This is a genomic window from Pelomonas caseinilytica (genome assembly GCF_021353235.1).
GTDB classification, from domain to species: domain Bacteria; phylum Pseudomonadota; class Gammaproteobacteria; order Burkholderiales; family Burkholderiaceae_C; genus Pelomonas; species Pelomonas caseinilytica.
The window spans coordinates 667,805-688,010 of record NZ_JAJTWT010000002.1; the positions used below are offsets into that span (position 1 = coordinate 667,805).

Sequence of the window (20,206 nt, forward strand, 5' to 3'; positions counted from 1 at the left end):
AACTTTGCCAGCTTTCGCTGATTTGGTCTTACCAATAAACCCTAGCAGCGAGACGACGCGGCTGCGGCCCGTCAGTCATGCACCGGGCCGATTGAAGGCGGCACATCGCCTTGCCGGCTGAACCGCTCTTGCCGCCTGCGCACCGCTTGGCATCATCACGCCCTTGCCCCGCCCCCCGGAGACACGATGACCCATCTTCTGCGTCAACTTGCCATGGCGTTAGGCCTGCTGGCCGTCGCCGCTTCGGCCCAGGCCGAGCAGTTCCGGGTGCTGGTCTTCAGCAAGACCGCGGGCTGGCATCACGAGTCCATCCCGGCAGGAGTCGCCGCCATCCAGCGGCTGGGACAGCTGCATGACTTCGGCGTCTTCTGGACAGAGGACGCCAACCGCGTGATGAACGACCAGGAACTGGCCAAGTACCAGGCCGTGGTGTTCCTGCTCACGACGGGCGACATCCTGAACGCCGAGCAGAAGGCGGCCTTCGAGCGCTACATCCGTGCAGGCGGCGGCTTCGTGGGCGTGCACAGTGCGGCGGACACCGAGCACGGCTGGCCCTGGTACGCGCGGCTGGTCGGGCGGATGTTCCTGGCCCACCCCGCCAACCAGACGGCCACGCTGGTGGTGCAGGACGCCAACTTCCCCGGCATGGACCGCTTCCCCAGGCGCTTCCTGTTCACCGAAGAGTGGTACCAGTTCGGCCCACCGCAGTCGCAGGGCCTGAAGCTGTTGCTGACGGTGGATGAGGACACCTACCGCCCCGCCACCGAATGGGGCGGCAAACCGGTCGCGCCCATGGGCGCCAAGCACCCCATCAGCTGGTATCAGCAGGTGGACGGCGGTCGGAGCTTCTACACCGCGCTCGGCCACCTGAGCGCCACCTATGGCGACGAGCGTTTCCAGCACCACCTGTTCGGCGGCATCTACTGGGCGGCCACGGGCAAGGGGTTCAGCGCCGACTGAGCGCCGCGCCCCTCAGTCCAGCAGCATCTCGCCGGTGTCCTCGCGGCGCCGGCCGTGGAAGACCTGATGCCCGGGGCCGCGGCGGTGAGCCTCCTCCTGCGCCTGCGCGGCATGCTCGTGCATGCTGACGAAGTCGCCCGGCAGCGCTTCCTTCACGCGCAGGACCAGCCAGCCCCTGACCCAGCCGGGATGCGATGGGTCCGCTTGCAGTGCTTGCATGTCCACTCCTTGCGACGGAATGCGATGGCGCCTCCGTCCTGGCTCGACGCTAGAGCAGCCCGGCGCGCGACGCTGTCGGACAAACGCGCATTGAAGACCGCGCGCCCGGCGGGCGGGGCCGGCGCATGACTTCAGCTCATGGCTAGGCCGCCGTTTCGACTGGCCTGGCACCGGCACCGCCGCTACGCTGCGACCCGCCTTCCGACGCCGCCCGCATGACCGCCCTGCTCCGACATCTCCCGGCCCTCGCCTTCGCCGTTCTCGCTTGCGGGTGCGCCCAGCAGCCGCTGACCGGCCCGGCGCCACAGGCTCCGCAGGCCGCGCAGGCCGCCCCTTGGGCCGACGCGACCGCGGGCCAGGCGGCGCGCTTCGCCCCGGTGTTCGACGAGGTCGACGCCTGGGTGGCGAAGCGGGCCTTCCCGGGCGCCGTGCTGGCGGTGGGCGTCGACGGGCGGCTGGTGGCGCTGAAGGCCTTCGGCCGGCTCGACAGCTCGCCCGGCGCCCCGGCCATGCCGGTCGATGCCGTCTTCGACCTCGCCTCGCTGACCAAGGTCGTGGCCACCACCACGGCCATCGCCCTGCTGTGCGACCAGGGCCTCTTGAAGCTCGACGAGCCCGTCGTGCGCTACCTGCCCGAGTTCGCCGGCGTTCCGGGCCACGAGCGCATCACCGTGCGCCACCTGCTGGCCCACAACTCGGGCCTGCCCTCGCCCATGCTGCTGTGGAAGCACGCCGGCAGCCGCGCCGAACTGCTCGACCTCGTGTACCGGCTGCCCGTGCAGGCGCCTCCCGGCGCCGAGTTCCACTACCGCGACGAGAACTTCATCCTGCTCGGCGAGATCGTCCAGCGCGTCGGCGGGCTGCCGCTGGACCGCTTCGTCAGCACGCGCGTGTTCGAACCGCTCGGCATGGCCGAGACGGGCTTCAACCCGCCGGCCTCGCTGCTGCCGCGCATCCCCGCCACCGAACAGGACGAGCACTACCGCCATCGCCTGGTCCGCGGCACGGTGCACGACGAGAACGCCGACGTGATGGGCGGCGTGGCCGGCCATGCCGGCCTTTTCTCCACCGCGGCTGACCTGGCGCGGCTGGCCGAGATGATCCTGGACCGCGGCCAGGCCGGCGGGCGTCGCTTCCTCAGCCCGCAGACCCTGGACAGCTTCCTCGCCCGCCAGCACCAGCCGCCCGGCAGCAGCCGCGCCCTGGGCTGGGACACGCCCGAGCCCGGCGGCCTCGCCGGGCCGCGGGCCTCGGCCGACGCCGTGCTGCACACCGGGTTCACCGGCACCTCGCTCTACATCGATCGCTCGCGGCGCGCCTTCGTCGTGCTGCTGACCAACCGCGTCAACCCCAGCCGCGACAACAAGCTGATCGGTCCGGCCCGCACCGCCATCCACTCGGCCGTGCTCCAGGCCCTGGACGCCGGCGCCGGCCGCTGAGCCGCGCCTCGCGCCGCCCTTACCCTCGCTCCCACGCCGCGCGCCGCCAGGCCGCGCGGCGTACCCGCTCACACTCCGCGTTATCCCGCATGTCGCCATTGGTTCGCAATTGGTACGCTCCAATCGCGCTCCAAATGCGGCAACGCATCCATTGACAGGCGCACCCATGAAAACGCTGAACGACGACGAACTGATTGCCGCCCTGGGCCGGGAACTCACGGCCGACGCCTCGAGCGCCGGGCCGCTGTACTTCCGGCTGGCCGCGACGCTGCGCGAGCTGATCCAGCAGGGCCAGCTGGCCTCGGGCCGCAGCCTGCCGCCCGAACGCGAGCTGGCCCAGCGCCTCGCGGTCTCGCGCCAGACCATCCGGCGCGTCGTCGACGAACTCGCCAGCGAGGGCGTGCTGACCGTGCGCCAGGGCAGCGGCACTTTCGTCAGCGGCCGGCTGGTGGAGCCCCTGACCGAGCTGGCCAGCTTCTCCGACGACATGCGTCGCCGTGGCATGACGCCGGGCTCGCTGTGGCTGGAGCGCAAGCTCACCGCCCCCTCGCCGCAGGAAGCCTTCACCCTCGGCCTGTCGCTGAACGACCGCGTCGTGCGGGCCCTGCGCGTGCGCACGGCCGACGAGCAGCGCATCGCCGTCGAACTCGCCGTCGTGGGCGCCGACCTCGTCGGCGGCACGGCCGACTTCGGCACCTCCCTGTACGACGCCATCCGCCGCCATGGCCGCGCCCCCGAGCGCGCCCTGCAGCGCGTGCGGGCCGCCATCGCCGATGCCCGCATCGCCGAGCTGCTGCACATCGACGTCGGCGCCCCGGTGCTGGAGACCGAGCGCCATTCCTACAGCGCCGACGGCAGGCCGGTCGAATGGACACGTTCGACCTACCGCGGCGACCTCTATGACTACGTCGTCGAGATGCGCATCGGCGCATCCGGCCCCTGACCCCTTCGGCCACCGCCGAGCCACCCGAGGAGATTTCCATGAGAGCCCCATCCCTGCATGCCGTCGCGACTGCCGTGGGTCTGCTGGCCCTGCATGCCGCCGCCACCGCGCAGCAGGCCACCGCCAGCGACGACAAGCAACAGCTGGAGGCCGTCGTCGTGACGGGCATCCGCGCCTCGCTCGAGAAGTCGATGACGGCCAAGCGCAATGCCAACACCAACGTCGAGGTGATCTCGGCCGAGGACGTGGGCAAGATGCCCGACAAGAACATCGCCGACGCCATCTCCCGCGTGTCCGGCGTCAACGTGCAGTACGGCGGTGCCAATGCCATGGACGAGGCCGAGCGCGTGGCCATCCGCGGCACGCCGCCCAGCCTCAACCTCGTCACCATCAACGGCCATGCCGTCTCCGCCGGCGACTGGCACGTGGGCGACCAGTCCGCGGGCAATGCCGTGTCCAGCCGCAGCGTGGGCTTCGGCCTGCTGCCGTCCGAACTGATCGGGCAGACCGTCGTCTACAAGAACCAGCGGGCCGACCTCACCGAAGGGGGCCTGGCCGGCAGCGTGGACGTGCTGCTGCGCAAGCCGCTGGACATGCGCGCCGGCTTCAGCGGCGAAGCCGCCCTGGGCGCCGTCTACGCCGACCTGCCCGGCAAGACCGACCCGCAGGCCAGCGTGCTGCTGGCCTGGAAGTCGCCGGACAAGCGCTTCGGCGTCATCGCCCAGGCCTTCAAGGAAGACCGCTCCCTGCGCCGCGACGGCCAGGAGACCTTCAGCTACACGGCGCTGACCAATGCCCAGGCCCTGTCGCTGACCGGCGGCGACGCCACGGCCGCGGCCGGCCTCGTCGGCAAGCGCCTGCCCAACCAGTTCAACGCCACCATGTTCGAGGGCGCGCGCAAGCGCTCGGGCGGCTTCCTGTCGCTGCAGTGGCGGCCGACCGAGCAGCTCGACATGACGCTCAGCGGCTTCAGCTCCGAGCTCAAGGCGGTCAACTACAACAGCTCCGGCTTCCTGACGCTGAACAACCTGATGGCCGGCGGCTGGCGGCTGAGCAATGCCATCGTCGACGGTGACGTCATCACCGCCGGCAAGCTCTCACGCCCGGCCGGCTCGACGACCAATGCCCTCGGCCTGGAGTACGACCACTTCCTGCGCGACGGCGCCCGCTCGACCTCCAAGTTCTACGACCTGGACCTGAAATACGCCGTCAGCCCCGCCCTGACGCTGACCGGCCGCGCCGGCTCCACCGAAGGCGCCGGCTACACCACGCGCCAGCCCAACATCGTGCTGGCCGTCGTCAACCCCAACGTCGCCTGGCAGATGAACCGGACGCGCCCCACCGACTGGAGCATCAGCGACGCCAGCGGCAAGGCCATCGACCTGTCCAACATCGCCAGCTACCAGCTGATGAACGCCAACCTCCCGGCCATCACCTCGATGGACAAGGAGAACTACGTCCACGCCGACGGCGAATGGAAGCTGGGCGACGGCCTGTTCAGCAGCCTCAAGTTCGGCCTGCGCAGCGCCACGCACAAGCGCAACGTCGACGTCGTCACCAGCCGCTGGACGCTGCAGGACGCGCCCGGCGCGACCGCTCCCTTCACCACCGCCATCACCGGCGGCGCCCTCATCAACCAGACCGCCTATCCCATGCCCGTGCCCAACCCGGCGACGGCCCTGCCGGGCGACTACGCCAGCGGCCTGGACGGCACCTTCCCGCGCAACCTGCTGCGCTTCGACCAGGGCCAGCTCGCCGCCTTCGCCGACAAGTACCAGTACTGGGACCCCGTCGCCGGCAAGCAGTGGAACAGCGGCTACGGCCTGAAGGAGACCAGCAACGCCCTGTACGCCATGGGCGAGTTCGACGCCGACGCGCTGTCCGGCAACGTCGGCCTGCGCGCGGTGCGGACCCAGGTGGACACCACCTCCTACACCCAGCTGCCCAGCAACATCTGCCCGGCGCTGGCGACCTGCAACGTCAACGGCGCCATCGTCGGCTCGCGCTTCGGCACCTTCGTGCCGGCCTACACCAGCACCAAGCACACCGCCTGGCTGCCCAGCCTCAACCTGCGCTGGGACATCGACCGCCAGCTCGTGGCCCGCGCCTCGCTGAGCCGCTCGCTGGGCCGCCCCAACTACAACGAGCTGGCCGGTGCGCTGACGATCAACAGCAACACCCTGATCGCCAGCATGGGCAACCCGCTGCTCAAGCCCATCACGGCCAACAACGGCGACCTGTCGCTGGCCTGGTATTTCGCGCCGCGCGCCTCGCTGAGCGGCAGCGTGTTCACCCAGCGCCTGAGCAACTACGTCAAGCCCGTCACCGAGGTCGCGACGCTGGAGGACCCGTCGGCGCCGGGCACGACGCGCCAGTACACGCTGACCAAGCGCATCGGCCTGGACGCCCGGCTCACCGGAGCCGAGGTGGCGCTGGAGATGCCCGTCGGCAACGGCTTCGGCTTCTCGTCCAACGCCACCTACGTCAGCTCGCGCGACGCCGACGGCCAGCCCATGCTCGGCAGCTCCAAGTGGACCTACAACGTGGTCGGCTACTACGAGAACGACAGGTTCAACGCCCGCCTGGCCTGGAACTGGCGCGACGACTACGCCTACACCGTCATCGGCGACGGCTCGGGCACCACCAAGCAGGACCTGAAGGGCAACTACCTCATCAACGGCCTGCACTACTTCAAGGGCTACGGCGCCCTGGCCCTGTCGCTGGGCTACAAGTTCACCGACCAGGTCAGCGTCACCTTCGATGCCAACAACCTCAACAACCCGGTGCGCCACACCTACATGCTGACCGAGAACGCGCCCGCCAACTGGTACGAGAGCGGCCGGCAGTACTACGTGAACCTGCGCATGAAGTTCTGAGGCGCGGCATGCCGATCGAGACCACCGAGACCGTCGCCGCGGCCCACGCCGAGCTGGACACCCTGGACCCGCTGGCCATGGCGCGCTGCTTCATCGCCGCGCAGCAGGGCGCCGTCGCCGCCGCCCTCGCCGCCGGCGACCGCATCGGTGCCGCCGCGGCGGCGGCCGTGCCGCGGCTGCGGCGCGGCGGCCGGCTGCTTTATTTCGGCGCGGGGACCTCGGGGCGGCTCGCCCTGCTCGATGCCGTCGAGCTGGTGCCGACCTTCTCCTGGCCGGCACAGCGCGCCATCGCCACGCTGGCCGGCGGCCCGGGTGCCGTGCACCAGGCCGTCGAAGGCGCGGAAGACGACGCCGCCCAGGCCGAGCACGACCTGATGGCCCTGTCGCCGACGGCCGACGACGTCGTCATCGGCGTAGCCGCGTCGGGCCGCACGCCCTATGCCATGGCGGTGCTGCGCGCGGCGCGACCGCTAGGGGCGCTGACCATCGCCATCGTCAACAACCCCGGCGCCCCCATGCTGGCCCTGGCCGAGCACGGCATCGTGCTCGACACCGGCGCGGAGGTCATCGCCGGCAGCACGCGGCTCAAGGCCGGCACGGCGCAGAAGATCGCGCTCAACACCCTGTCCAGCTGCATCATGGTGCAGCTCGAGAAGGTCTACGGCAATCTCATGGTCGACCTGAAGGCGACCAACGCCAAGCTCGTCGCCCGCGCTACCGACCTGGTCGTGCGACTCACCGGCAGCGACACACCGACGGCCGAGCGCACGCTGCAGGCCTGCGCCCTCGAAGTGAAGACCGCCGTCGTCGCCCTGCGATGCGGCCTGGACCCGGTCGATGCGCGGGCACGCCTGTCCGGCCGTGGCGGCAGCCTGCGCCGCGCGCTGCGGGACCCGCTTTGAGCCTGCCCCTGCCCGACACCGGCGCCCAGCCCGCCGGCACCCTGCCCGACGCCGCCCTGTCCGCGCCGCTGCTGCTGGGTGTGGTGCTCGGCTACTTCGCCCTGCTGCTCGGCGTGGCCTGGTGGACGGGCCGGCGCTCCGACAACGCCAGCTTCTTCGTCGGCAACAAGAGCAGCCACTGGCTGCTGGTGGCCTTCGGCATGATCGGCACCTCGCTGTCGGGCGTCACCTTCATCAGCGTGCCCGGTATGGTGGCCGGCGGGCAGTTCGCCTACCTGCAGGTCATTGCCGGCCAGCTGGCCGGTTATGCCCTCGTGGCCTTCGTGCTGATGCCGCTGTACTACCGCTCCGAGGTCAGCTCCATCTACACGCTGCTGGGCCTGCGCCTGGGCGGCTCGGCGCAACGCACCGGCGCCGGCTTCTTCATCCTGTCGCGCACCCTCGGCGCCACGGCGCGGCTCTACCTCGTCGTGCGCGTGCTGCAGGACATGGTGCTGGAGCGCATGGGCCTGCCCTTCTGGCTGAGCGCCGCCGTGGTGCTGCTGATGATCCTGCTCTACACCATGGAGGGCGGCGTCAAGACCATCGTCTGGACCGACACGCTGCAGACGGCCGGCATGCTGGGCGGCCTGGCCCTCTGCGTGGGCCTGCTGCTGCACCAACTCGGCCTGGGCCTGGCCGAAGGCTGGCGGGCGCTGGACGCGGCGGGTCTGACCCGCGTCGTCGTGCACGACACCGCCAGCGCCGGCTTCTGGGGCAAGCAGCTGCTGGCGGGCGCGGCCATCGCCGTCGCGATGACGGGGCTGGACCAGGAGATGATGCAGAAGAACATCTCCGTGCGCCGCCTCGCCGACGCGCAGAAGAACATGATGCTGATGGCCGCGATCACGGCCGTCGTGGTGGCGCTCTTCCTGTTCCTCGGGGGCCTGCTGACCCTGTTCGCCCGGCAGCACGGCGTGGCGGCGAGCGGGGACAGGCTCTTCCCGACCATCGTGCTGCAGTACCTGCCGGCCTGGGTGCAGCTGGTCTTCCTGCTCGCGCTGATCTCGGCCCTCTTCCCCAGCGCCGACGGCGCCATCACGGCGCTGACCTCGTCGACCTGCCTGGACCTGCTCGGCCTGATGCGCCGCAGCGACCTCGACGAGGCGGCCAAGGCCCGCATCCGCCGGCGCGTGCACCTGGGCTATGCCGGCGTCTTCCTGCTGCTGACCCTGGCCTTCCGCTGGCTGGACGACCCCAGCATGGTGACCCTCATCCTCAAGCTCGCCGGCTACACCTACGGCCCGCTGCTGGGGCTGTTCGCCTTCGCCATCGTCGGCGGGCGCGAGCTGCGGCGCCACGCGGCACCTGTCGTCGCCCTCGCCGCGCCGGCCCTGTGCTGGCTCATCGACCTCTCGCAGGCCTCGCTCTTCGGCGCCTACCGCTTCGGGCTGGAGCTGCTGCTGCTCAACGCGGCCTTCACCTTCGCAGGGCTCTGGGCCGCCTCGCGGCGCAAGGGCCCGGACGCTATGGCCTGACCAGCGCGCGCGCATGCCGCGCGGCCACCCATTCCTCGTTGGTCGGCTCCACGGCGACGCGCACCGCGCTGCCGGCCGACGAGATCACGGCGGCATTCGCCGCGTTGGCCGTGTCGTCCAAGCCCAGGTGCAGGAAGCCGAGCTCCGCCACGATGCGCCGCCTCACCTCGGCCTGGTGCTCGCCGATGCCGGCCGTGAACACCAGCAGGTCCAGGCCACCGAGCACGGCGACCAGCGCGCCGATCTCGCGCACGATGCGCCGCACGAAAAGGGCGAGCGCCGCGGCGCAGCGCGGGTCCTCGGCCTCGCGGGCTATCAAGGCGCGCGGGTCGGCAGACTGGCCGGACACGCCGAGCAGGCCCGACTCGTGGTACAGCATGTGGCCCGCCTCGTGCACGTCAAGGCCCTCGACCTCCATCAGGTAGAGCAGCGCGCCCGGGTCCAGCGCGCCGCAGCGCGTGCCCATCATCAGCCCGTCCAGTGCCGAGAAGCCCATGGTGGTCGCGACGCTCCTGAGCCCGCGCATCGCGCACAGGCTGGCGCCGCTGCCCAGGTGGGCGACGATGCAGCGCCCGCCGGCCAACTCGCCGTGGCGTTCGGGCAGCACGAGGGACTGGTACTCGTAGGACAGGCCGTGGAAGCCGTAGCGCCGCAGCCCGCGCTCGTAGGCCGCATAGGGCAGCGGCAGCAGCTGCTCCACCAACGGCAGGCTGTGGTGGAAGGCGGTGTCGAAGCAGGCCACCTGCGGCAGGTCGGGGCGCTGCTGCAGCAGCACTTCCATGGCCTCCAGCGCGAAGGGCTGGTGCAGGGGCGCCAGCGGGATGTAGCCGCGCAGCTCGGCCAGCACGGCCGCGTCCACGCGCAGCGGCGCCGCGTGATGGGCGCCGCCGTGCACGACGCGGTGGGCCACGGCCAGCACCGGCACCTCGCCCAGCCGCGCGCGGATGGCCTCGCGGATCACCGCCAGGGCGTCGTGATAGGGCTCGTCCCCACCCAGGGCCAGCGCGCGATCCAGGCCGTCCTGGGTCTGCAGGCGCGGCTGGGCGCTGCCGATGCCCTGCACCTTGCCGCCCCACCAGGCCTGCCGTGGCAGCTCGGCGCCGCCGGCGTCGAAGAGGGCGAACTTGATGCTGGACGAACCGCAGTTCAGGACGGCGATCACGGCGCCGGGCGTGGCGGGCAGGTTCACGGGGGCGTACTCCGGTAGTGATGGGCCAGCAGGACGGCCAGGGCGCAGGAGGCGATGCGGGACTCCGCGCCATCGGCCCGGCTGGTCAGCACGATGGGCACGCGGGCGCCGAGGACGATGCCGGCGCTGGCCGCGCCGCCGAGGTATTCGAGCTGCTTGGCCAGCATGTTGCCGCTTTCCAGGTCGGGCACGACCAGCACGTCGGCCTGGCCGGCGACGTTGGACTCGATGCCCTTGATGCGCGCCGCGGCGATAGAGACGGCGTTGTCGAAGGCCAGGGGCCCGTCCAGCTCCGCGCCGGCGATCTGGCCGCGGTCGGCCATCTTGCACAGGGCCGCGGCGTCCAGCGTCGCGGGCATCTGGGCGTTGACCGTCTCCACCGCCGCCAGGATGGCCACCTTGGGCCGCGTGACGCCGATGGCATGGGCCAGCTCGATGGCGTTGCGGACGATGTCGGCCTTGTGCGCCAGCGTGGGCGCGATGTTGAGGGCGGCGTCCGTGATGATGAACGGCCGCGGATAGGCCGGCGTCTGCATCAGGAAGCAGTGGCTGGCGCGGCGCTCTGTGCGCAGGCCGGCGGCGGCGTCCAGCACGGCGCCCATCAGCTCGTCGGTGTGCAGGCTGCCCTTCATCAGCGCCTGCACCTCGCCCTGCCCGGCCAGTTCGGCGGCACGCGCGGCGGCGGCATGGCTGTGGGCCACGTCCTCGATGCGCAGCCCGGCCAGGCTCAGGCCGGCCGCCGCGGCCACGGCCTCGACGCGGGCGCGCGGCGCCACCAGCACCGGCTCGATGAGGCCGGCCTCGCGCCCGTCCAGCGCGGCGCCCAGGCTGACGGCGTCGCAGGGATGCACGACGGCGACCTTGATCGCGCCCAGGGGCCGCGCCGCCGCCAGCAGCCGCGCGAGGCCTCCGCCGCCCTCGCTCAGGCGCACCTCGGGCAGCTGGCCGGCCTGCCACTCGATGCGCTCCTGCGGCGCGATGACCTGGGCCTCGCCCTCGATCACCGCCTGGCCGTGCTGGTTCAGGCACAGGCAGTCCAGCGTGACGCGGCGGTGCGTGGCCTCGCGGGCCTTGACCGTCACGCGCACCCGCAGCACGTCGCCGATGCGCACGGGCGCGACGAACTTCAGCGTCTGGCCGAGGTAGATGGTGCCGGGGCCGGGCAGCCGCGTGCCGAGCACGGCGGAGATCAGCGCGCCGCCGAACATGCCGTGGGCGACGACGCCGTGGAAGTGGGTCGATGCGGCGAAGCCGGCGTCCAGGTGCTGGGGATTGAAGTCGCCGGACAGGGCGGCGAAGAGCTGCAGGTCGGCCGCCGTGACGGTGCGCTCGATGGAGGCACTGTCGCCGACGGCGATCTCGTCGAAGCTGCGGTTGTGCAGCCGTTGGAGGACCGGGAGGTTCATGAGGTTCCTTGGGGAGACTAGGCCATCAGGCTGATGGTCTTGCGAAAGCGTGACAGCGCGGCGGCGAAGAGCGCGCTGCCGATGGCGGCCACGGCGAGCAGCTGGGGCCAGACGACGTCCAGCCCCGCGCCACGGTAGAGGATGGCCTGGCTGGCCGCGACGAAGTGCGTCGTCGGCGCGGCCGTCATGATCCAGCGCACCGCCTCGGGCAGGCTCTCGCGCGGCGTCACCCCGCCCGAGAGCAGCTGCAGCGGCAGCAGCACCAGCACGAGCAGCATGCCGAACTGCGGCATCGAGCGGGCCAGCGTGGCCAGGAAGATGCCCATGGAGGTGGTGGCGAACAGGTGCAGGGCCGCGGCCAGACCGAACAGGGCCACCGAGCCCTGCACCGGCACGCGCAGCGCGCCCTGCACGACCAGGGCCAGCGACGCCATCGCCGCCACCAGCACCACCAGGCCCATGGACCAGACCTTGGCCAGCATGATCTCGCCCGGCGTGACCGGCATGACGAGCAGGTGCTCCACCGTGCCGTGCTCGCGCTCGCGGATCAGGGCCGCGCCGGTCAGGATGATGGACAGCATGGTCACGTTGTTGATGATCTCCATCAGCGAGCCGAACCAGGCGTGCTCCAGGTTGGGGTTGAAGCGCATGCGCAGCGCCAGCTCCACCGGCATGGCCGTGGCTCCGGCGTGGCGCTGCACGAAGGCGTTGACTTCGTTGTAGACGATCTGCTGGATGTAGCCGCCGCCGGTGAAGGCCTGGCTCATGCGCGTGGCGTCGACGTTGAGCTGCAGGGCCGGCTGGCGGCCGGCCAGCACGTCGCGCTGGAAGCCCGGCGGGACGACGAGGACGAAGGTGTAGTCGCCGCGGTCCATGCCGGGGTCGATCTCGCGCGCCGTGATCAGGTCCGGGCTGCGGAACTGCGGCGGGTAGAAGCCCGCCACCAGCCGGGCCGACAGCGGCGAAGCGTCCTCGTCGACGATGGCGACGGCGGCATGGCGCAGGCTCTCGGGCATGGCGGTGGCGGCCACGTAGATGGAGATGCTGAAGGTGTAGGCGATCAGCACCAGCATCATGGGGTCGCGCCACAGGCTCCACAGCTCCTTGACGCCGAGGCGGTAGACATGGGCGAGGTTCAGGCGGTGCATGGCGGTCACTCGGTCCGCCTCTGGGGAGATCGGCTGGCGGCCAGGCCCATGCCGGGAGTTCGCCCCGGCGGGCGACCTACTTTCTTGGGCGCCCAAGAAAGTAGGCAAAGAAGCCGCCCCCGAACCGCCCGCCCCTGCGCTGCGCTACGGGGTTCCCTGCGCTGCTCAGGCCTTGAGGGCCCGCGCAAAACTCGCTTCGCTACGCTCCGCTCAAACAGTTGCGCGGAGTCAGTTGTTGAAGCGAGCTTCGCTCGCGCCCTCAAGGCCTTGCGCTGCTCGGCGGGCTCAAAGGGGGAGTGAAGGAGCAGCCGGCGCCGGCCGGCTGGCGCGTTTGGCTGTTGGCTGTTTCGGCTGTTCGGGGCTTCCCCTTCTAAACCGCCGAGAAGTGCAGAACTCCGAGGCGCGCGCGCAGCGCGCTTCAACAACTGACTCAGCGCCACTGTCTGACCGTAGCGAACGCAGTGAGCGCAGGGAGTTTGGCGCTGGCCTCGGAGTTCGACGCAGCGAGGCTGGACCGGGGCGAACTCCCCGCTGGGCCTGGGCGGACAGACAGCATCACCCAGCAGCATCACTTCTCCTGCTTCCTCAGCAACAGCATCGCCGCTCCCAGGATCACCGGCACCGCGACGGCCAGCGGCCACAGGCTGCTGCCCAGGTCGCCGAGCGTCAGCGCCTTGCTGAACACGCCGCGGCTGATGGTCAGGAAATGGGCGGCCGGGTAGATGCGGCCGACGAAGGCCCCCACGCCCTCCAGCGAAGAGACGGGGTCGATCAGCCCCGCGAACTGCACGCAGGGGATGAGAGTGCCGATCATCGTGACGAACAAGGCCGCGATCTGGCTGCGCGTGAAGGTGGAGGCCAGCAGGCCCAGGCCCGTGGCCGCCGTCACGTAGAACAGCGCGGCAAGCGACAGCGCCGCGAGGCTGCCCTTGAGCGGCACGCCGAACACCGTCACCGCGAGCGCCACCAGCAGGAAGAAGTTCAGCATGGCCAACAGCACGTAGGGCAGCTGCTTGCCGAGCAGGAACTCGCTGCGCCGCACCGGCGTCACGTAGAGGTTGAGGATGGAGCCCAGCTCCTTCTCGCGCACCACGGACAGGGCCGTCAGCATGGCCGGGATCATCATCAGCAGCATGGGGATGACGGCGGGCACCATGGCCGGCAGGCTCTTCACGTCCGGGTTGTAGCGGTAGCGCAGCTCGACGCTGCTGGGCGCCGCCAGCGCCAGCCCCAGGCGCTCGCGGGCCATCTCGGCCAGCCAGAGCTGGTGCATGGCCTGCACATAGCCGCGCGAGGTCTCGCCGCGCGTGGGCATGGCGCCGTCCACCCACACGCCCACCTGGGCCGCGTGGCCGCGCGCCACGTCGCGGGCGAAGCCATGCGGGATCTCGACGGCCATGGCCAGCTCGCCGGCGCGCATGCGGCGGTCCAGGTCGGCATGGTCCTGCAGCGGGGCCTGCTCGACGAAGTAGCGCGAACCCGCCAGGCGCTGGGAGTAGTTGCGGCTCAGGCCGGTCTGGTCCTGGTCGAGCACGGCGAAGCGCAGGTGCTCGACGTCCAGGCTGATGCCGTAGCCGATGATGAACATCAGGATGGCCGTGCCCAGCAGGGCGAGGGTCGCGCGCACCGGGTCGCGCCTGAGCTCCAGCGCCTCGCGCAGGCTGTAGCTCCAGGCCCGGGCCAGGCTGAAGCGGCGCGGCCTGGGCGCAGCGCCCGGCGGCGTGGCCGGCACGGGAGGCTCGGCCTGCGCCGTCGGCTCGGGCGCCTGGGCCTCGCCCGTGGCCTCCTGCAGGTAGGCGATGAAGGCCTGCTCCAGCGTCGCGGCGCCACGGCCGGCCTGGATGGCGGCCGGCGTGTCGCTGACCAGCACCTTGCCCGCGTGCATCAGCGAGATGCGGTCGCAGCGCAGGGCTTCGTTCATGAAGTGGGTGGAGATGAAGATGGTGACGCCGTCGCGCCGCGCCAGCTCCACCATCAGCTGCCAGAACATGTCGCGGGCCACCGGGTCCACGCCCGAGGTCGGCTCGTCGAGGATGAGCAGTTCGGGCCGGTGCACCATGGCCACGGCCAGCGACAGGCGCTGGCGCATGCCCAGCGGCAGGGTCTCCGGCAGGCTGTCCTGCACGGCCTTCAGCCCGAAGCGGCTCAGCATCTCGTCGACGCGGCCGGGCAGCTCGCCGGCCGGCACGGCGAAGAGGCGGGCGTGCAGCACCAGGTTCTGGCGCACGCTCAGCTCGCCGTAGAGCGAGAAGGCCTGGGTCATGTAGCCGACGCGGCGGCGCGTCTGCAGGTCGCGCGGGTCGACCTCGCGGCCGAACAGCCAGGCCCGGCCCTCGCTGGCGCTCAACAGGCCCGTCAGCATCTTCATCGTCGTCGACTTGCCGCAGCCATTGGAGCCGAGGAAGCCGAAGATCTCGCCGCGGCGGATGCGGAAGTCGACGTGGTCCACCGCCGTGAAGTCGCCGAAGCGCATGGTCAGACCGCGCGCCTCGATGGCCGGCGGCTCGTCGGCGCCCTCGGCCAGCGGCGGCACGACGACCTCGCGGTGGCCGCGCCGCCGCTCCTCGGGCAGCAAGGCAATGAAGGCCTGCTCCAGCGAGGCATGCCCGCCGCGCAGCTCGGCGGGGCTGCCGGTGGCGAGCACGCGGCCGGCGTCCATGGCCACGAGGTGGTCGAAGGCCTCGGCCTCCTCCATGTAGGCCGTGGCGACGATGACGCTCATGCCCGGCCGCTGGGCGCGGATGCGCGCGATCAGCTGCCAGAACTGCGCCCGGGACAGCGGGTCCACGCCCGTGGTCGGCTCGTCGAGGATGAGGAGGTCGGGGTCGTGGATGAGGGCGCAGCACAGGCCGAGCTTCTGCTTCATGCCGCCGGAGAGCTTGCCGGCCGGCCGCGCCAGGAAGGGCAGCAGGCCCGTGCTTCGGCAGAGTTCGTCGATGCGGCGGCGCCGCTCGGCCGCGCCGTGGCCGAAGAGGCGGCCGAAGAACTGCAGGTTCTCCTCCACCGAAAGGGTCGGGTAGAGGTTGCGGCCCAGGCCCTGGGGCATGTAGGCGATGCGCGGGCAGACGCGCTCGCGGTGGGCGCGCGAGGCCATGTCGCCGCCCAGCACCTCCAGCCGCCCGTCCTGCAGCGAGCGCGCCCCGGCGACGAGCGACAGCAGGCTGGACTTGCCCACGCCGTCCGGCCCGATGAGGCCGAGCACGCGGCCGGCCGGCAGCTCGAGCGTGACGTCGGCCAGCGCCTGGGTCGTGCCGTAGCGCAGGGCCAGGCCCCGCAGCCGGGCCAGCGGGGCGCCTGTCATCAGTCGACCACCTTGGCCAGCGTGGCGGGCCAGGGCTGGTTCGCGTCCAGCCGCACCCAGGCCACGCCGGGCAGCCCGGTCTTGACCTGCTCGGCATGCCGGCGCAGCAGCTCGGGCGCGATCTGGGCGCGCACGCGGAACATCAGCTTCTGGCGCTCGCTGGCCGTCTCCACCGTCTTGGGCGTGAACTGGGCCGTGCTGGCCACGAAGGACACCTTGGCCGGGATGACGAGGCCGGGCGCGGCATCCAGCACCAGCCGCACCTCGCTGCCCAGGGCCAGCCGCCCGGCGACGGCCTCCGGCACGAAGAAGCTCATGTAGACGTCGCTGAGGTCGACGAGGTTGAGCACCTTGCCGCCGGCGCCCAGCACCTCGCCGGCTTCGGCGATGCGGTATTGCACGCGGCCGGCACGGGGCGCCGTCAGCACGGCGTCGTCGAGGTCGGCCTTGACGCGGTCCACCGTCGCGGCGCCCGCCTTGACCGTGGCGCGCATGCCGGTGGCCTGGGTACGCGCGGCCTCGACGGCGGCGGTGGCCGCGGCCACCTGGGCCTGGGCGGCGGCGAGGGCCGCCTCGACGCTGCGCACGCGAGCGCGGTCGTCGTCGAGTTCCTGCTCGGAGGAAGCACCTTCCTGGGCCAGGGCCCGTGAGCGGGCCAGGCGGCGGCGGGCAGCATCGAGCTCGGCCTCGCGCTGGGCCACCACCGCCTGGGCCGCGCGCCGGTCGCTCTCGCGCACGGCGACCTGGGCCTGGGCGCTGTCCACGGTGGACTCGGCCTGCTTCAGCCGCGCCTGGGCTTCGGCGTACTGGGCCTCCAGGCTTTGCACCTGCAGGCGCGCCAGCGGCTGGCCGGCGGTGACGAAGTCGCCCTCGCCCGCCATGACGGCCTGCAGCCGACCGGGCAGTTTGGTGGCCACGTCGATCTCGGTGGCCTCGATGCGGCCATTGCCCTGCACGAAGGCGGCGCCCGGCCCTTGCGGGCGCAGCCGTGTCCAGCCCCACCCGGCCAGGGCCAGCACGGCCAGGGCGGTGGCGACGGGCCACAAGGCTTTCTTGAGGGCGGGGGCGGTCATGGCAGGGTTCCCTTGGGTTCGGAGCCGGGGTGGACGAGGTCGCCGCCGCCGAGGGCGGCGTAGAGGCTGGCCTGGCTCGCCAGCAGGGCGCGGCGGGCCTGCACCTGCTGCTGCTCGGCGGCGAGCAGGTCGCGCTGGGCGTCCAGCACCTCGAGGAAGGCGGCGGCGCCGGTGTCGTAGCGGCGCAGGGCCAGGTGGGCGCGCTCGGCCTGGGCGGCCAGGGTGCGGCCGGCGATGTCGAGCTGTTCGGCCAGGCGCTCGCGGGCCGAGAGGGCATCGTTCACATCACGCAGCGCCTGCTGCACGGCCCGTTCGTAGGCCAGCAGGGCCTGCTGGCGGCGCGCCTGCTGCACGGCCAGGTTCTGCTCGCGGCGGCCCCCGTCGAGCAGGGGCAGGGCCACGTCGGGCGTCACGCTCCAGGCCGTGCTGCCGGCCTTGAGCAGGCCCGACAGCTCGGCACTGGCGCTGCCGAACGCAGCGGTCAGGCTGATGCGCGGCAGGTAGGCGGCGCGGGCCGCCTGCACGCTGGCCTCAGCCGCGCGCAGCTGGTGCTCGGCGGCGAGGAGGTCGGGCCGCTGGCTCAGCAGCTCGGCCGGCAGGCCGGCACGCAGCGGCGGCAGGTCGGCCAGGCGCGGTTCGCCGGGTGCGGGGGCTCCGCCGGTCAGCAGCGTCAGCGCCTGCCATTGCGCGTCGCGCTGCTGCTGCAGCTGCGACACCAGCGCGGCGGCCTGGGTCTGCAGCAGCTGCACCTGGGTCAGGGCCAGGCGCGAGGTCGCGCCCACCTCCACGCGGCGGGTGAAGATGCGCAGCGTCTCCTCGCGGCTGTCCAGGGCACGGCGGCCCAGGCGCAGGCGCTCGTCGAGCTCGGCCAGCTGCAGCCAGGTCTGAGCGACCTGGTGGACGAGCGACAGCGTCAGCGCCTGGGCCGCCGCGTCGCTGGCCAGCCAGGCCTGGCGGGCGGCCTCGTCGAGCCGGGCCAGGCGGCCCCACAGGTCGAGCTCCCAACTCGCCAGGCCCAGGCCGAGCTGGAAATGGTCGCCCAGCAGCGGCCGGCGCGTGAGGTTGAGGTCGGCCGGCACGCGCGCGCGCTGGCCCTGGGCGTCGAGGGCCAGCTGGGGCGAACGCTGGCTGGCCTGCAGGCCGGCCAGGGCACGCGCCTCGTCCAGCCGCGCCAGGGCCAGGGCGCGGTCGCGGTTGTGGGCCAGGGCCTGCTCGATCTGAGCCTGCAGGACGGGGTCGGCGAAGTAGTCTCGCCAGGCCGGCGGCGGCAGCGGCGCCGGCTCGGGCTCCAGCGCGAAGCGGGCCGGCAGGCCGGGCTCGGCGGCGGGTTGGGGAGGCAGCGGCGCGCAGCCGGCGAGCAGGGCCAGGCCTGCCGCGAGCGCCGCCTTCGGGAGATGACTCGCCACTTCAACGCTCCAGCACGTAAGTGCCCGGAGCGTCGCCGAGGACGGGCGCGGCCTTGGCTCCGAGGCGCGGCGGCTTCACGCGCGGGCCGCCGCGCTCGGCCAGCCAGGCCGCCCAGGCCGGCCACCAGGAGCCCTCGGCGACGGGGGCCTGCTCGAACCAGTCCTTCGGTGCGACATAGGGCCGGCCCGGCGCGGCCGTCGCCATGCGGTAGTGCCGGTGGCCCTGCCCCGGCGGGCTGACGATGCCGGCGTTGTGGCCGCCGCTGGTCAGCACGAAGCGGATCTCGGCCGGACAGAGGTGGTGCAGCTTGTAGACCGAACGCCAGGGGGCGACGTGGTCGGTCTCGGTGCCGACGACGAACATCGGCAGCTGCAGGTCGCTCAGCGCGATGGCGTGGCCGCCGACCAGGTAGCGGCCCTCGGCGAGGTCGTTGCGCAGGAAGAGCTCGCGCAGGTAGTCGCCATGCATGTGGGCCGGCATGCGCGTGGCGTCGGCGTTCCAGGCCATCAGCGCGTTCAGCGCCGGGCGTTCGCCCAGCAGGTATTGCTGCACCATGCGCGACCACAGCAGGTCGTAGGAGCGCAGCATCTGGAAGGCGCCGGCCATCTGGTCGGCACGCAGGTAGCCGCGCTGGCGCATCTGCGCCTCCAGCAGGCTGAGCTGGCTCTCGTCGATGAACAGGCCCAGCTCGCCGGGCTCGCTGAAATCGGTCTGGGCCGCGAACAGCGTCAACGAGGCCAGGCGATCGTCGCCGTCCCGCGCCATGGCTGCGGCGGCGATGGCCGCCAGCGTGCCGCCCAGGCAGTAGCCCACGGCGTGCACCTTGCGGCGCGGCACGATGGCGTTGACGGCCTGCAGCGCCTCGGCCACGCCGAGCTGCAGGTAGTCCTCCATGCCGAGGTCGCGCTGCTCGGCGCCGGGGTTCTTCCAGGAGATGACGAAGACCGTGTGGCCCTGCTGCACCAGGTACTCGACGAGCGAGCTGCCGGGCGCCAGGTCGAGGATGTAGTACTTCATGATCCAGGCCGGCACGATGAGCAGGGGCTCGGCCTGGACGGCGGCGGTCTGCGGCGCGTACTGGATCAGCTCCATCAGCGCATTGCGCCAGACCACCTTGCCCGGCGTCACGGCCAGGTTGCGGCCGACGGCGAAGCCTTCGGTACCGGCCGGCGGCGCGCCCGTCAGAAGGCGCTGCAGGTCGTCGGCCCAGGCCTGGGCGCCGCGGGCGAAATTCAGCCCGCCCTCGGCCCAGGTGCGGCGCAGCACCTCGGGGTTGGTCCAGGGCAGGTTGGCCGGCGAGCCCATGTCCAGCAACTGGCGGGCCCAGAAGGCGACGAGGTCGCCATGGTGCCTGTCCACGCCCCAGACCTCGCGCGTCGCCTCGCGCCACCAGGCCTCCTGCATCAGGAAGCCCTGCGCCAGCGCGCTGAAGGGCCAGTGCTGCCACTCGGGGGCGGCGAAGCGCCGGTCGGGCGCGGGCGTGCCCTCGCCGTCCCTGGCGCCGAGCAGGCCGTCGCGGGCCTGGGCGGCCAGGGTCATCGCCTGCTCGTGGGCCAGGGCCGCGAGTTCCATGCGCCGGCCGGGCGAAAGGCTCAGGTGCAGGGCCCAGTCGGCCAGGGCCAGGGCCGGCGAGACGACGGACAGCGAGCGCGTCCAGCGCGCCAGCGCGGCGTGGAACTGCGCGTCCAGGCGCTGGCTCGGGCTCTCGGTCTCGGGGCTGTGCATCGGTCCTCCCTGCGGTCGTCGGACCGGCCAAACGGCACGGTCAGCGGCCAATGTAGGCAGACGGCCCCGGCGCAAACTTGACTCACGTCAAGCTAACGACC

The 20,206-nt window shown here is 72.1% G+C and carries 14 protein-coding genes; 6 read left to right on the top strand and 8 right to left on the bottom strand.

All coding sequences use genetic code 11. The annotated features are described in order from the left end of the window. The first annotated feature begins 186 nt into the window (after positions 1–186). Entirely contained in the window at positions 187–960 is a 774-nt protein-coding gene (locus LXT12_RS06790; protein WP_233390664.1) for a ThuA domain-containing protein, read from the top strand. Between the two features lie 12 nt (positions 961–972). Here LXT12_RS06790 and LXT12_RS06795 read toward each other — a convergent pair whose 3' ends face one another. Then, positions 973–1,179 carry a hypothetical protein gene (locus LXT12_RS06795; protein ID WP_233390665.1) on the bottom strand — a complete coding sequence of 69 codons (207 nt, stop codon included), beginning with the start codon at positions 1,177–1,179 and terminating at the stop codon, positions 973–975. A 215-nt stretch (positions 1,180–1,394) separates the two neighbouring features. Here LXT12_RS06795 and LXT12_RS06800 point away from each other — a divergent pair, with 215 nt between their 5' ends. The 5 genes from LXT12_RS06800 to LXT12_RS06820 all read left to right on the top strand — a co-directional run bounded on the left by LXT12_RS06800 (position 1,395) and on the right by LXT12_RS06820 (position 8,856). Beyond that, positions 1,395–2,618 (top strand): serine hydrolase domain-containing protein, encoded by a 1,224-nt coding sequence (locus LXT12_RS06800; RefSeq protein ID WP_233390666.1) that lies wholly within the window; start codon positions 1,395–1,397, stop codon positions 2,616–2,618. Between the two features lie 166 nt (positions 2,619–2,784). After that, complete coding sequence (locus LXT12_RS06805; RefSeq protein ID WP_233390667.1) at positions 2,785–3,561, top strand: GntR family transcriptional regulator; 777 nt, start codon at positions 2,785–2,787, stop codon at positions 3,559–3,561. A 38-nt stretch (positions 3,562–3,599) separates the two neighbouring features. Beyond that, on the top strand, positions 3,600–6,437 hold the full coding sequence (locus LXT12_RS06810) for a TonB-dependent receptor (RefSeq protein ID WP_233390668.1): 2,838 nt from the start codon (positions 3,600–3,602) through the stop codon (positions 6,435–6,437). An 8-nt stretch (positions 6,438–6,445) separates the two neighbouring features. Continuing rightward, a complete protein-coding gene (locus tag LXT12_RS06815) occupies positions 6,446–7,339 on the top strand; it encodes an N-acetylmuramic acid 6-phosphate etherase (RefSeq protein WP_233390669.1) in 894 nt (297 codons plus the stop codon). Continuing rightward, positions 7,336–8,856 (top strand): sodium:solute symporter, encoded by a 1,521-nt coding sequence (locus LXT12_RS06820; RefSeq protein ID WP_233390671.1) that lies wholly within the window; start codon positions 7,336–7,338, stop codon positions 8,854–8,856. The genes LXT12_RS06815 and LXT12_RS06820 overlap by 4 nt, the downstream gene beginning before the upstream one ends. On the opposite strand, the gene LXT12_RS06825 is transcribed toward LXT12_RS06820, so the two are convergent. The 7 genes from LXT12_RS06825 to LXT12_RS06855 all read right to left on the bottom strand — a co-directional run bounded on the left by LXT12_RS06825 (position 8,846) and on the right by LXT12_RS06855 (position 20,105). Next, on the bottom strand, positions 8,846–10,045 hold the full coding sequence (locus LXT12_RS06825) for an acetate/propionate family kinase (protein WP_233390673.1): 1,200 nt from the start codon (positions 10,043–10,045) through the stop codon (positions 8,846–8,848). The two genes, LXT12_RS06820 and LXT12_RS06825, sit on opposite strands and share 11 nt — an antisense overlap. Next, positions 10,042–11,451 carry a bifunctional enoyl-CoA hydratase/phosphate acetyltransferase gene (locus LXT12_RS06830; protein ID WP_233390674.1) on the bottom strand — a complete coding sequence of 470 codons (1,410 nt, stop codon included), beginning with the start codon at positions 11,449–11,451 and terminating at the stop codon, positions 10,042–10,044. Before LXT12_RS06830 ends, LXT12_RS06825 begins: the two co-directional genes overlap by 4 nt. Positions 11,452–11,468: 17 nt before the next feature. After that, a complete protein-coding gene (locus LXT12_RS06835; protein WP_233390817.1) occupies positions 11,469–12,599 on the bottom strand; it encodes an ABC transporter permease in 1,131 nt (376 codons plus the stop codon). Positions 12,600–13,167: 568 nt separating this feature from the next. Next, positions 13,168–15,900, bottom strand: coding sequence for a ribosome-associated ATPase/putative transporter RbbA (gene rbbA, locus LXT12_RS06840; protein ID WP_233390675.1), 2,733 nt, complete (start codon positions 15,898–15,900; stop codon positions 13,168–13,170). After that, on the bottom strand, positions 15,900–16,973 hold the full coding sequence (locus LXT12_RS06845) for an HlyD family secretion protein (protein WP_233390676.1): 1,074 nt from the start codon (positions 16,971–16,973) through the stop codon (positions 15,900–15,902). Before LXT12_RS06845 ends, rbbA begins: the two co-directional genes overlap by 1 nt. Next, on the bottom strand, positions 16,970–18,379 hold the full coding sequence (locus LXT12_RS06850) for an efflux transporter outer membrane subunit (RefSeq protein ID WP_233390678.1): 1,410 nt from the start codon (positions 18,377–18,379) through the stop codon (positions 16,970–16,972). Before LXT12_RS06850 ends, LXT12_RS06845 begins: the two co-directional genes overlap by 4 nt. A 1-nt stretch (position 18,380) precedes the next feature. Continuing rightward, a complete protein-coding gene (locus LXT12_RS06855) occupies positions 18,381–20,105 on the bottom strand; it encodes a PHA/PHB synthase family protein (protein WP_233390679.1) in 1,725 nt (574 codons plus the stop codon). Positions 20,106–20,206 lie beyond the last annotated feature (101 nt).